Source organism: Pseudomonas sp. ADAK2 (assembly GCF_012935755.1).
Classification (GTDB): Bacteria; Pseudomonadota; Gammaproteobacteria; order Pseudomonadales; family Pseudomonadaceae; genus Aquipseudomonas.
Map to the genome: position 1 here is coordinate 206,748 of NZ_CP052862.1, position 13,763 is coordinate 220,510.

At 51.8% G+C, this 13,763-nt stretch carries 10 protein-coding genes; 8 read left to right on the plus strand and 2 right to left on the minus strand.

Features of this window, described 5'->3' with window-relative positions; all coding sequences use genetic code 11:
- The first annotated feature begins 371 nt into the window (after positions 1–371).
- The 3 genes from HKK52_RS01075 (at position 372) to HKK52_RS01085 (ending at position 7,631) form a co-directional block, all read left to right on the plus strand.
- Positions 372–4,124 carry an AAA domain-containing protein gene (locus tag HKK52_RS01075; protein WP_169368916.1) on the plus strand — a complete coding sequence of 1,251 codons (3,753 nt, stop codon included), beginning with the start codon at positions 372–374 and terminating at the stop codon, positions 4,122–4,124.
- Positions 4,121–5,956 (plus strand): phospholipase D-like domain-containing protein, encoded by a 1,836-nt coding sequence (locus HKK52_RS01080; RefSeq protein ID WP_169368917.1) that lies wholly within the window; start codon positions 4,121–4,123, stop codon positions 5,954–5,956. The genes HKK52_RS01075 and HKK52_RS01080 overlap by 4 nt, the downstream gene beginning before the upstream one ends.
- 316 nt (positions 5,957–6,272) lie before the next feature.
- Entirely contained in the window at positions 6,273–7,631 is a 1,359-nt protein-coding gene (locus HKK52_RS01085) for an MATE family efflux transporter (protein WP_169368918.1), read from the plus strand.
- Here HKK52_RS01085 and HKK52_RS01090 read toward each other — a convergent pair.
- Positions 7,607–8,263, minus strand: a complete 657-nt coding sequence (locus HKK52_RS01090) for a VOC family protein (RefSeq protein ID WP_169368919.1) — start codon at positions 8,261–8,263, stop codon at positions 7,607–7,609. The genes HKK52_RS01085 and HKK52_RS01090 overlap by 25 nt on opposite strands.
- 42 nt (positions 8,264–8,305) lie before the next feature.
- Here HKK52_RS01090 and HKK52_RS01095 point away from each other — a divergent pair, with 42 nt between their 5' ends.
- The 3 genes from HKK52_RS01095 (at position 8,306) to HKK52_RS01105 (ending at position 10,318) form a co-directional block, all read left to right on the plus strand.
- On the plus strand, positions 8,306–8,707 hold the full coding sequence (locus HKK52_RS01095) for an acyl-CoA thioesterase (RefSeq protein WP_169368920.1): 402 nt from the start codon (positions 8,306–8,308) through the stop codon (positions 8,705–8,707).
- A 111-nt stretch (positions 8,708–8,818) separates the two neighbouring features.
- Positions 8,819–9,382: a YceI family protein gene (locus HKK52_RS01100; RefSeq protein WP_169368921.1), complete on the plus strand. Its 564-nt coding sequence runs from the start codon at positions 8,819–8,821 to the stop codon at positions 9,380–9,382.
- Between the two features lie 132 nt (positions 9,383–9,514).
- The gene (locus HKK52_RS01105; RefSeq protein ID WP_169368922.1) at positions 9,515–10,318 is read left to right on the plus strand and encodes a hypothetical protein; all 804 of its coding nucleotides are present in this window, start codon (positions 9,515–9,517) and stop codon (positions 10,316–10,318) included.
- Positions 10,319–10,356: 38 nt separating this feature from the next.
- Here the strand turns inward: HKK52_RS01105 and HKK52_RS01110 are convergent, their stop codons facing one another.
- Entirely contained in the window at positions 10,357–11,094 is a 738-nt protein-coding gene (locus tag HKK52_RS01110; protein WP_169368923.1) for a hypothetical protein, read from the minus strand.
- A gap of 358 nt (positions 11,095–11,452) precedes the next feature.
- On the opposite strand from HKK52_RS01110, the gene HKK52_RS01115 reads away from it, so the two are divergent.
- Positions 11,453–12,325, plus strand: a complete 873-nt coding sequence (locus HKK52_RS01115) for a helix-turn-helix domain-containing protein (RefSeq protein ID WP_169368924.1) — start codon at positions 11,453–11,455, stop codon at positions 12,323–12,325.
- Positions 12,326–12,435: 110 nt separating this feature from the next.
- A complete protein-coding gene (locus tag HKK52_RS01120; RefSeq protein WP_169368925.1) occupies positions 12,436–13,707 on the plus strand; it encodes a DUF1479 domain-containing protein in 1,272 nt (423 codons plus the stop codon).
- Positions 13,708–13,763: the final 56 nt, after the last annotated feature.

Sequence of the window (13,763 nt, forward strand, 5' to 3'; positions counted from 1 at the left end):
GGATCGGAAAACCGGCAGACCCGAAGGTCTCCCGCGCACAGCTGCCATAAAGACAGCTTTGCGAACGTGCAACAGCGTCTGCAAGAAAGCACAGAGCTTTTGCACCCGATCAAACAGGTCGCCAAACCTGGTCACCATTTGGGTGACGGGGCGGACTATAAGCTTCAATGGGTTAGGGCGGCAAGAAGAGGAATTCACCAATAATTTTAGGAGTGTAGGAAGTGGGGCGTGTCTTGGTCTAGATGGTCGGGTGTGCGCAGGTAGACGTTAGGTCACACCAGAAAATCAGGAGGTGGCACATGGCCTGCAATTCAGGACATTATTCTGATACGGTGTGAAAGGCTGGTTTACAGTAATCAAAGGAACTGAAAATGCAAAAATCAGAAGATTTCCTCCAACGATATGTAGTTGATGAAGAATACTTAGTTGTGGCTCCTGAGCTTTCCGGGAAACCTAATATCCTGAGTGCGGAGAAGAACGGTGAGCTATATATAATTAAGTACTGGCCTCGTAGTCCTGAAGTTGGTGATGATGAGGTTGAGGCAATATGGCTGCATGAACTTCGACAGTTGCATCGTCTGAAAGGTTACCCTGGTGTTGAAGATTTAATTGCTACTTTAGTAGAGTCCGGGCGAGACAAGAGCGGGTTCTATTTAGTGCTGGATGCACAAGGCCGTCTACCTCTGAATTTTCTGATGAGGCAAAGAACGTTATCACTTAGATCTCATTGGGTTAAAAGGTTGAAAAGCCCCGCTTCTCGGGTTTTCTTCTGGCAGAATATTATACGTATTGCAGATGCCATAGAAATACTTCATGGGCAGGGAATGCTTCATCGTCAATTAGATAGTAGTTCAATATTGACCTCTCTAGCACCTCATGATGAATGTAAAGACTTTCAGTTAACCGGGTTTGAGTGGTCGATGAGAGTTCCTGCATTAACTAATGTAAGTGCAGGTTGGTCAAGTGCCGCCAATGAGCGAACTGTATATTCTTTTGCTACGGATTGGGCCGATCTTGGGAGGCTGATAGCCGAAATATTGAATGTTTCTTTAGTCGGCTTGGAAGAGTTGTCTGCTTCGTTTGGGCAGTTGGCAGTCGACTCTGAACTGATGTTGATAGAGGTTGGTTTTGTTCGTAAGTTATTAGGGGTGGTTCCTTTTAAGGCGAATGTGTCTCAGGAGAGTCTAGATGGTGATGTCATAAAGAAGGCGTTACAAGAGATAATTGAAGCGTTAAAGAAAAATGTGTCTCAGGTTTCTACTGCATATGATTTTGCGATTAAAGTATCAAGCAGGCCCGATGCTACAAGATCATCTTCTAGTGTTACTTCCAGAATTCAGGATATTTATAAGGAAAAATATGGGGTTACGTTGGATCATGCGAATGTTGACGAGTTAAAAAAATTTGTTGAGCAGGATATAAAAAACACATCGCTGCTTGTTAGGTCTGTTTCTTTAAATAATTCTGATGTTGTATATTTTTTAAAAGGTCAAGAGCTGTTTTATCAGCTCGGCACTTTTAAGCCAGATCGATTTAGTGATGAGGAGAGTTGGGAAATCGCAATATGTGATAGAGCTTATATCGAATTGCCCTATGCTTTTTCAAAAAATGTAAACACGGTTTCCCTGTCATCATCTAAAGTTCGGGTGCTTTCAATCTCGGATGCTTATGATCTTTTGCGACGGAATCCTGAAAATATATCTAAAAATATATGGAGCGTTCTTTTTCAAAAATTTGAAGTAGATGACTCGCCTAGAAGCCCGAGCCAGCAAAAATTAATTGACGGTTTCGTTGCTTGCCATCTGACTGAGATTGCCTATGCGCGAGCTGAGATTTTTCCTGTAAATATATTGAGCTCCAAGGAGGATAGCGATAATAATTGGCGTGTTGAAATATACAGCACGAAATATGATGAGGCGGAAAGTTTGGCCGCGTCCTTAGGCTTGGAGCCTCCAGCGTTAAGATTAGAAAAAATACTTACAAAAAACGAGGGGGATTTTGAGGCTATAGTTTGGAGTCTCGTAAGTAGCTCCAATCTGGGGAAGGAAGAAGAAGAGGTTTTGCTAACATTTCAAGAGTCTTTCAGGTCAGACGAAGGGCAGCTGGTGTTTGTGTTTACCTCCAAACAAATTTTGCCATTTCAGCAGTTTTATTTTATTGCCCCGAACTCTCTCCAAGGTACTGTTAGACAGTTAAGTCGTAGAGCAAAAGCCTTGGATACTCTTGAAACACATGCGGAGCTTTTGGATGTTCTAATAAGCCCGCAAAAGCACGCCATTAGTACCAACGCACCCGAGGGGGTCGAGAAATATTTTGCTGGTTTAGACGACTCCAAAAAGGAAGCGTTTGAGCGAATTCTTACTACGCTGTCTCTTTATTTGGTTCAAGGGCCTCCGGGTGTTGGGAAAACATATTTGGTGTCATCTTTAGTTAAACATCTATTTGAGCAGGAGCCAGATAGCAGAGTCCTTCTCACGGCTCAAAGCCATTCGACAGTTCAGCACCTTTTTCACGAGGTTTTTGGAACGGAATCGGCCAAAAATTTCCCGGAGGATTTACTAGTAATTAGATGTAGCAAGCAGGATAAAAATGACGAGACTTCTCTCTCGGACGCAGATGAAAAGGCAAAGAATTATTTAAGGGGTTTCTTGAATAGTAAGTTGTTTGTTGAGTCATCGTCCGAGGACGTTAAGGGGGAAGTGCGTTCGATGTTGGCCGGGACAATTTATAAGCGACATACATTAATTAACCAATTGCTACGGTCTGCTAATATTGTTTTTTCGACAACCAATTCGGAGCAGGTTGAGCGAATGATAAAAGACCGAGCTCAATTTGACTGGTCGATTATGGAGGAAACAGGGAAGGTTACAGGCTTGGAACTGGTAAGTCCTTTGTTGCTATCTCATAGACGTTTAATGATAGGAGATCATAAGCAACTGCCTCCTTATAGAACAAATGAGATGAAAGCAGTTCTTACCAACCCTGAAAAGCTTAGGAGGATGCTTCAAGAGGGAGAGGGTATATTTAATGCAAAAATAAAAGGTGAAGCCGTCAAAGCGTTTTTGGTCGATCCTCCTACTTCTGATGAGAGTGTTCGTGAGGTGGGTCGCATTGCTGCTCAGAACTTTATGTTATTTCAAACCTTGGTTGAAGGCGAAATCGCCGAAGCAAAAAATCATAAAGACATGTTTGGGTCTGAGCAGGGAAGAACTTCAATAGGGAGTATGCTGAGCGTGCAGCATCGCATGCATCCTGATATAGCGAATATAATTTCGGATGTGTTCTATGAAGGTTGTCTAAAAACGGATGGAAAGAAGGAGTTGTACTATAGGGACTCTGGTACCGCTCCTCCATTTATTTTTGATGGTACTGATGAGTTAAATGGAACGAACGCACTGACTTGGGTCGACATGCCAGATGTTCAGTTGACAAAATATATGATTAAAGGCGATGACACACCTCGTTGGCATAACTCGCAGGAGCGAAAGGTTGTAATTGAACTTCTAAAGCGATTGCGCCCGCTCCAAGGGCTTCCGAAAAAAGCAAAGATTGCGGTGCTTTCTCCATATTCGGAACAAGTAGGTAGGATTTCTAGGCTTATATATAATAATGATGTATTAAGGGGGGAGTTTTCGCATTTAGATGGATTTGATTCTGCAGATGATCACGCTGATTTTTGCAGTACTGTAGATGGATTTCAGGGTAGTGAGGCAGATTTAGTTATAATTTCGCTAGTCAGAAATAACGGTAATGCAACTATAAAAGGGGCTTTAGGTTTTTTAGTTGATGAGCGTAGGATGAACGTACTGCTAAGTAGGGCGCGCCATAAACTTATTATTATTGGATCATATGAGTTTTTGAAGTCATGGGCGTTAAAAATCCAAGCAAGGGGAGGCTCTCGCGAAAGTGGAGAAGGAGCATTTTTGTTCAAATTGATTTCAAAAATTGAAAAGTATAAAGATGAAGGGTTGATCAGCTTTATTCCAAGTAGTCAGTTCGTCGGCGAAAATCAGAGCGCAGAGCATAGTAGTCGGAATGGTAAATCTGGAAAGAGTCGAAAGAAATCACATGTGGGTGATCTCGCTAATGGAGTTGTTCCTTTGAATGGAGGGTCGAGTAAATGAGTCCGCGCCCAATTATTTATGTGAAAGTGCCTTTTTACTTTGATCAGCAAAAATTCAAGATCCTAAAAGGACAAAGGTGGGGTGCTATAGATCATCTGCTATTGCAAGAGATTGTATCCTGCGCCCAGTCAGCTCATCAGCTTTCTTCGTCTTCCAATATGCCAAAGCGACTTATTATTGAAATCCTGATACCGCTTATGAGGGTTGGATGGCTTGAGTTGGTGAAAGGGGATAGTAATTATTTATTTCAAGCGACTGCTCGTGGAAAGGCAGTTGCCACACTTGAGGAGCTACCGCTTGAAAAGGAACCAATTATTTCTACGCGACAGTACATTGTTGATCCGTGTACCGGGCAATGTTATAGGACTGGGCATAGGCAGCAAACCTTTCAAATATATAGCGATAAGAGAGTTCAAGAAATAATTAGATCTAAAGGCGATGTGGTTGTTGCTCTGGATTTTGAGAGGGTTCGTAAGGATGTTAGCTACTCTTCTATCTTTGAGTGTGTTTCAGAAAGAGATGAGGAAGTGATGGGGTTTGATGATTCTGGGTTTGGGCGATCTAATAAAGAAAGTGTTAAGTATGCTCTGGTTTCGGTAGATGAATCTGATAAGGTCAGCAATTTGCCTGCAGATGTCTCTCCGGAACTGGTTGAGCAAATAGTTAAAGCGGCAAACAAAAAATATGAAGCCCTAAGTATTTTGGGGGCGGATCAATCTGAACAAAAAAATACGATGGCTACTTATCCAGCTACCTCAGTTGAACGTTTTTGTGCTCCTCACAAAGTTTCTATTGATGAGGTTGAACTTGTTCTGGGGGCGGATGAGCATAGAGAGCACTTCTTCGGTCTTATGAAGTCGGCTAAAACTAGATTGATTATTCATTCTACATTTATTAATCCTGATAATCTGGCTGAGATTCTTCCGGTTATAATTTCTGCAGCGCAGCGCTCAGTACGAGTCGATATCCTTTGGGGACAGGTTGAGCCAGATGAGAGCGAGAAACTAATTACATATCAGCGCACGCGAGATAGCTTAAGCGGTTTGATAGATGCAGCAAGGGCTGATGGTTTAGATACACTCATAAATATTCATCTTGATCCTACCAGGTCTCATTCGAAATTTATTATTTGCGACGATGAAAGTGGGGAGTTTTCCGTTACTCTGGGCTCCTGTAATTGGTTGAGTAGTGGGTTTAATCGATTTGAGGCCTCAGTTCGGATAACTAACAAGGTTGTTGTCTCTGAGATGTTGGTTATAGCTAGTAGTCTTGCTCAAGGGGTGGTTAGGGTTTCAAATGATTTTAGTAAGGACTTATCTGTTTTAGCTAATAGGCTAAAGGCTAGGGTGACAGAAAAGTATCTTGGCGTAGATGGACAAAAGATGATGGTGCAAATAGTGCTTAAGAATAGTCACTATGACTTAGTTCGTAAAGCTAGAGACGAGGCTTGTGCCAGTATATTTTTATCTAGTCACCGCTTTAGTCATGTTGCGAATAGGCCGGTTATCGCGCCACTGACCACGTCTGTCAAGTATAATGAAGAGGTGCAAGTTAACATAGTCTACGGTCGATCAAGTGGAGGGATGCGTGATGGCGAGTTGAAGTTGCTTTCCTCTGAGTTAAAAAATGTCGGTGTTAATGTCGACAAAATAGCGCGTCCGACAATACACGCAAAAATACTAGCGTGGGACGATGATGATGTCGTAATTACTAGTCTGAACTGGTTGTCAGCGTCGGCAAGTGGTGATGATTATGATGAGATAGGGATCTACCTTTCGGGTAGTAATGTTGCGCGGAGGGTGAGGGAGATATTTGACGAACAAACTCATTGATTTCGCGTTCGGTTTGAGCCGTCTAGTAAGATAAGTATAGGGGGCGACGTCCCCCCTATCTTTGCTATATAGTTTTGGGAGGGTGCTTAATTATGAAGAAGGCTAGGCTGGATGTTGTCTTCAATAATATTTATTTTTTATAAATTGTATTCTCGCTTTTCTAATTACCTCGGGAGGTGGAGAATGTTATTTCTTATCTTTTTTAGCGGATGCGCAGGAACTATGTTCTTTATATTGATCCCGTTACTGATTACCTACATTTGTTTATCACGTAGAATCCAGCCAGCACTTTTATCTTCCCGAGAAAATTCTGCCTATGCGAAGCGCTCCTAACTCATCCTCCCTCTGGAAAACCTACCTCCTTTTCCTAGCCCCCATGGTCCTCTCCAATTTCCTCCAATCCATGTCGGGCACGATCAACAGCATCTACATCGGTCAAATGCTCGGCACCCAAGCCCTGGCAGCCGTCTCCGGCATGTTCCCCATCGTCTTCTTCTTCATCGCCCTGGTCATCGGCCTCGGCGCGGGCGCGGGTGTACTCATCGGCCAAGCCTGGGGCGCGCGGGAAACGCATCTGGTGAAGACCATCGCCGCTACGACTTTGCTGTTGGGCGCGATGATTGGTCTGGTGGCAGCGGTACTCGGGAGTGTGTTCGCAAGGCCAGCCTTGCAGGGCTTGGGCACGCCGGCGGATGTGTTGGACGATGCGGTGGCGTATGCGCATGTGATGATGTGGATCATGCCGTCGCTGTTGGTGTATGTGCTGTTTACGCAGTTGTTGCGTGGGGTGAGTGATACGGTTTCGCCGTTGGTGGCGTTGATTGTTTCGACGTGTATTGGTCTGGCGCTGACGCCTGCCTTGATAAAAGGCTGGTTGGGTTTTGCGCCGATGGGGATTCAGAGTGCGGCGTTTGCGGGGTTGGCGGGGAATTTGTCGGCGATGGGGTGGTTGGCGTGGCGGTTGATTCGCAAGGGGCATCCGTTGGCGCCGGATCGGGAGATGTTTGCGGCGATGCGGCTGGATTTGGCGATTCTGGGCAAGGTGTTGCGCATCGGGTTGCCGACCGGGTTGCAGATGGTGGTGTTGTCGGCGTCGGAGTTGGTGATTCTGGCGTTGGTGAATCAGCACGGTTCCCAGGCGACGGCGGCGTATGGGGCGGTGACGCAGATTGTGAATTACGTGCAGTTTCCGGCGTTGTCGATTGCGATTACGGCGTCGATTCTTGGGGCGCAGGCGATTGGGGCGGGGCGGTTGGAGCGGATCACGCCGATTTTGCGCACGGGGATTTTGATTAATGTGTGTTTGACCGGTGGTTTGGTGTTGCTGGGGTATTTGTTGTCGCACTGGTTGTTGGGTTTGTTCCTGACGGAGGATTCGACCCGGGCGATGGCGGAGCATCTGTTGCACATCATGCTGTGGAGTCTGTTGGTGTTTGGCTTCCAGGCGATTATCGGCGGGATCATGCGCGCCAGCGGCACGGTGTTGGTGCCGATGGTGATTTCGATTGTTTGCGTGGTCGGGGTGCAGTTGCCGGTGGCGTATCTACTGGATGCGAAGTACGGATTGCAGGGTGTTTGGATGGCGTTTCCGGTGGCGTATTTGGGGATGCTGGCGTTGCAGACGGTGTATTACAAGTTTGTTTGGCGGCATCAGAAGATTGAGCGGTTGGTGTAAGGCAATTTTTTCAGGCCGCTTGGGGTTTGGATATGCGCGATCAGGTAAGGCTTTGCGGTCGCATCCAAGGCATGCAGATGAACCGGGCCGGAAAAGTTGATCGCGGTGAGCAGTGCCTGAACTTTTGCGGGATCAGGATCGAACACGTCCAGCGCCACTAGCTCACAACCTCGATCCAGCATGGCGCTCGCGGGATGTGGCGTTTGCGCCCATTGAATCAACGTCGGCGCTGACCCGTTCAACGGCAGGCTGCCGTCGGCGGGGATGGTGATTTGCCAGGCGAGGGTGCCTCGGGTCATGGGTTCGGGGTCGCCGACGATGGCGCGGCAGGCTTCGCTCATGGCGTGAATGTCGTCGGTGCGGGCGACCCATGTCGCCAGGCGTGGCGGCGTATCAACGGCCAAGTCATCCATGCCGAACCAGCGCGGTCGGTCGGGGCGTTGGGCCGATGGGTCTATGGCGATCACTTCCAGGTAAATGTCGGCGCCCAGTCGCAGCAGTCGGTTATGGGTGCCCATGCGCGGATGCGCGCCGCCCGGTTGCAGTTCGACACCGAGCGCGCGGCTGACGAAGGCGCAGCCGGTGTCGAGGTCGGGGGCGACGATGGCGAGGTGGTCGAGGGTGCTTTTCATGAGTGCGCGCCTTCCATTTATAACAACAGGGAGAACTATCTAATGCCTGATGCAGTGTTTGTCAGCAGAACCGTTTCATTCGGTGACTGCGACCCCGCGGGCGTGGTGTTTACGCCGCGATTTTCATACTTTGCCATTGAAGCCATTTACGCCGCGCTGGATAGCTGGTTGGGCGCTCCCGGCCTGAGAACGCTGCTGAGTTTCGATGTCCTGCCCCCGGTGCGCGCCATGTCGGTGGAGATGCTCAAGCCGCTGACCTGGGACGACCAACTGAGTATCAAGGTCAGTGTGGCCAGGTTAGGCGTTCACTCGTTCACGTTTTTGGTCGAGGGCTTTCACGACGAGATTTTAGCGTTCACCGCCAATGTCACGCATGTCTGCATCTCGCCCGAGACCAGAGAGGTGGTCGTCGTTCCGGAAGGGTTGAGGGTGTTGCTTTCCTGAGTGCTGGTTTTGAGGTCATTCAGCTTTGCGCCAGTGGAATAACCGCCCATTCTTTGCTTTAGTCCACCTATTGCTGGCCAACCCGCCCGGCAGCTCTGACCGGAGTATCCCATGCGCTTTCGGTACCTGCGTTTCGCCGCAATCGCTGCCGCCATGGTGTTCGCCGCCAGTGCCCATGCCGTTCAGTATCACGAGGTCAACGCGGCCGCCAGCCAGATCAGTTTTACTTTCAGCCAGTTTGGCTCGCGGGTGTATGGCACGTTCGGCAAGTTTGCAGGCACTCTCGATTTCGATACGCAAAACCCGGCCGCCGCTCACGCTACGCTGCGCATCGAGTTGGCCAGCATCGACGCCGGCAGCAGCGACGCCAATACCGAATTGCAGAAAGCCCCGTGGTTCGACACGGAACACTACCCGGTGGGCACCTTTGAATCGACCAGCGTCAAAGCCCTCGGCGATAACCGCTATTTGTTCACCGGCGACCTTACGCTCAAGGCCCTCACCCGCAAGGTGCAGGTTCAGGTCGAGTTGAAGGCGGAAAGTGGCATCGGCGTGTTTGTCGGTGAGTTCGCGCTTAATCGTGGCGACTTCGAAATCGGCGCGGGGGAGTGGGCGGACGGGGTGGTTTCCAAAGACATCAATATCCGGTTCCGGATCGTCGCGCCTGAGCAATAGCCCGCTGTGGTCAACCTCTGACCGCCATTACCGATATATATCAAGGTGCCACTACGCAATCGCCTCCAACTGCTAAGCTTGGGCCGGTGCAACGCCCGAGTTGAACGCAACAATCTGCATGGAGGCGGACTGATGGTGATCAAACGCATTGCCGATACACGTGTGCACGCGGTTCCCGAGCCGTTCGGCCGCGATGAAGTGGAGCGGGTGCTGGCGCTGCTGCTGGCCAGCCCGTTGTTCGCGAAGTCCCGGCGAATGGGCGGCCTGCTGCGGTTTCTGGTTGAACATGACCTGCAATTCTCCAACATTCCCCTCACCGAACACGCCATTGGTCTCGCTGTGTTTCGCCGTGATCCGGCGGTCTATTCCACGGGCGACGATCCGGTGGTGCGGGTGCAGGTCGGCCGCCTGCGGCGCAAGCTCGCCAGTTATTACACCACCCTCGGTCAACACGACCTGATGCGCCTGAGCTTGCCGGCCGGCAGTTATCGCCTGGCGTACGAACGGCTCAGGCCCAAAGTGGCCAGCCAGCATCATCCGGTGCTGCAGCTGCAGCCGTTTACCTGCATCACCCATGATGGCGACGACTTTACCCGTGGCTTGTGCGAAGAGTTGAGTTGTCGGCTGTTCGAGTCCTTCGAGCATTCCCAGACCCATGCCAACCATGTGCTGATGAATGTGCCACGCAGCAGCGTGAAAACGCCGGTGCCGGAGCGGGTGGGGCGCGGCAGTTATTCGCTGGAAGGCAGCGTGCGGGTGGAGCCGGCCCGGGTTCGGGCGTCGGTGCGCCTGATTGATGTCGCTCAGGGGCGGATTCGCTGGTCGGCACAATTTGATCGCAATCGACCCTATGGCATCGCGACTCAGGAGGATCTGGCCGAGTCGATCTGCCGTTCACTGACGGGCTATTTCGACCGGGGCAGTGACGATGGCTGAGAGAAGGGGCAACCGCGAGGTTGCCCCTGATCCTGCAATTACACGGTTTTCCAGACGCCGCCGACATAGAGGCGTGACGCACTGTTGACGTTGGTCAGGTCGACTTCAATGGCATTGGAGCGTGAAGTGCTGAACATGGTGCTGGTCTGCACGTTCTGTTCGAACCAGACCAGAATCGTCTCGACAGGCGTCAGCGTGACTTGGCCAGTGACCACGGCATTCGTCGCCACGTAGATTGGCGTGCTGACCTGAGTGCCATCGAGGCCGGTGGACAGCTGGTTGATGCCAGGGTGGATCGAGCCGTAATTGTTAATCAGCGAGATGGACGTATCAGGGCCACCGGACACCGCCGCGCCCAGCAGGCCATTGCTGTCGAGTATCGACTGTTGGCCGAGGCCGATGTTGACTGTGTTGGTCGAGGCTTTGACCGTCACGTTGGCCTGGAACTGGTTGGTGCCGAACATCTGATACTGAGGCGTCCAGCTGAAGTCATTGAAGCTCAGGTATTGGACGTAGGACTGCCAGACCACGTTGTAGGCTTCGGTGCCGACCTTTTTCGCAAAGCACAACTTGTAGCCATTCTGCTTGAGCGTGGTGAGGTCGCCGGCATCGATCTGGATCGACACGGTTTTTTGCGTAGCGGCCAGAGTCGACGTCAGCACCTTGCTGTAGTCGGTGGTTTTCAAGGCCGTTGGTGCGGCGAGGAGCGACTTGACGGCCGCTTGAACGTCGTCGTGCAGTGCTTGTTGAGTGCTTGCAGCGCTTGACTTACTCATGGTGTCCCTCTGTTCTGTCTGGTTTGTGTTTAGGCAATCAATGGGCAGCGGGCGTCGAAACCGACAAACCATCAAGCAGCACCCGTGACAGGTCTTCCATGCCTCCACTGGCGGGAGGCGGGCGATGCCGATGATGTGTCACAACCCTGAAAGCACATTGACGGCTTCACACTAGGCGCGACGGGCAGGGGGGCGAAGTGTCTTGGCGTTACATTCGTGATGGGGGTTTTGAGGGGGTTGGTCGGGCAGGTAACAGGTTAGGTAACGGGGGTTGTATCAAAGCCTCCCGGGTTTTGTGACGACACGAATGATACGATTCTGGCGTTTGCACTCAGGCCCCGAGCAGGAACGTATTGCCATGAAGCCAAGCTTCGAGAAGATCCCTACGCCAGTCGATGCATCGTGGTCGATGCTGAATCGGCGGCTGCCCGACGATATTCCGTTCGAATGGCACCATCACCCGGAGTACGAACTGACCCTGACCCTCAACAGCCGTGGCCACCGTTATGTGAGCAGTGACGTGCGGCTTTACGACGACGGCGACCTGGTGCTGTTGGGGCCGAATGTGCCGCACAGTTGGTGTTCCGCTGAGCGCATCGACCCGGACCAGCCCCACGTGGCGCTGGTGATCTGGTTTTCCCAGGCCTGGGCGCAATCGTTGGTGAGCCTGTTTCCGGAGCTGGGTTCACTGCAAGCGTTGCTGGCCGCCGCTCGGTGCGCGTTGCACTTCAGCGATGAAGCTTCAACCGAGTTGCGGCCCGTTATCGAGGCAATGGTGGCGCAGCAAGGGGCGGAGCGATTGGTTTCTCTGCTGCAAGTGCTGACCCGACTGTCCCGGGACGGTGAGGCGGTGAGAATCCTCCCCGTTGAACAGACCGAACCCGCCGTCTCGATGGGCGAAGACGCGCGTTTGCAACGGGTGCTCGAGCATATCCACGCGCACTACGTCGAGCCACTGAGCATCCCCGACCTGGCGCACATTGCGTGCATCAGTGTGTCGGCGTTTCATCGCCTGTTCCGCCGTCATACCCGTTGCACGGCGCTGGACTACATCGCCCGGTTACGTATCGGACGGGCGTGTGCGCTGTTGCTGCAAGGCCATATGCCGGTTTCGCTGATTGCCGAAATGGTGGGTTATTCGTCGCTGGCGCTGTTCAACCGACAATTCAAGGCCCAGAAGGGCCTGGCCCCGAGTGATTTCCGCAAACGCCATGGGCATCATTTTCGTTAGATCGTCAGCGCCACAATCGTATCGGTTTACGCGGCAAAACCGACTGGGACGAGCGCGGCGCGGGTGTTTAAGTGCAGAAGGCTTTTAACCACCCTCTGCAGGTCGCGACCATGAGCAACTATCACACCTTCGAAAGCGCTGTGCTGCCAGAACACTACCGCGACAACATCGTGCGGATGAAGCGCACCCTGCGTGCGCAGATCGGCGACGTGGACGCGCTGTTTGCCGAAGTCAGCGCGTTCATTGAAGCGGAAATCCTCTCGATCAAGGACCAGCAAGCCGAGCTTGGCAGTGCCTGGCCAACTCTGGATTACCAGAACATCGCCGCAGGTAACGTGACCGCCGAGCAATTGGCGATGATCCAGCGCCGTGGTTGCCTGGTGATCAAAGGGCACTTTCCCACGGCACAAGTCGCCGAATGGGACACAGGCTTGCTCGATTACCTCGATGACAACGCCTTCGATGCGACGTACCGAGGCCCGGTGGACCAGTTCTTCGGCAACCTTGAAGGCTCGCGCCCGGAGATTTTTCCGATCTATTGGTCGCGCTCGCAAATGCAGGTGCGCCAACACCCACGCATGGCCACCGCGCAATCGTTCCTCAATCGACTGTGGAAAACCCACTCCCATGGCCAGCAATGGTTCGATCCCGATGTGAATGCGCTGTACCCCGACCGGGTCCGCCGCCGCCCGCCGGGCACCACGTCCAAAGGGCTCGGCCCGCACACCGACTCCGGGGCGCTGGAGCGTTGGCTGCACCCGGCGTACCTGAAAGTCTTCGACAAAATCTACCGCAATGACTTCCAGTCCTACGACCCTTGGGACGCGGCCTATCGCACCGAGGTCGACGAATACGCTTACCAGGACACGGTGAAATGTTCAGCCTTCCGCACTTTCCAGGGCTGGACCGCACTGTGCGATATGAAGGCCGATCAAGGCGTGCTGCACACGTTGCCCATCCCCAAAGCCATGGCGTATTTGCTGCTGCGACCATTGCTCGACGATGTGCCGGAAGATGAATTGTGCGGCGTCATGCCCGGCAAAGTGCTGCCGGTTTCGAAACAGTGGCATCCGCTGCTGGTCGAGGGCTTGAGCCCGATCCCGGATGTCGAGGCGGGCGATTCGGTCTGGTGGCATTGCGACGTGATCCACAGCGTCGCGCCGGTGGAAAACCAGCAAGGCTGGGGCAACGTGATGTACGTGCCCGCCGCGCCGATGTGCCCCAAGAATCGGCGTTATGCCGAGGAGGTGTTCAAGGCGTTTTCCGCAGGTACTTCGCCGAGTGATTTTCCGCAGGAGAATTATGAGACAGGTTGGAAGGGCAGGTTTAGCGTCGAGGAATTGAACGAGATCGGGCGCTTGGGTCTCAATGCTGCCAAATGATGGCTTACCACCTTTCCCCTGTCGTGAGGGGGCTTGTGTGGCGAGGCTAACCACAG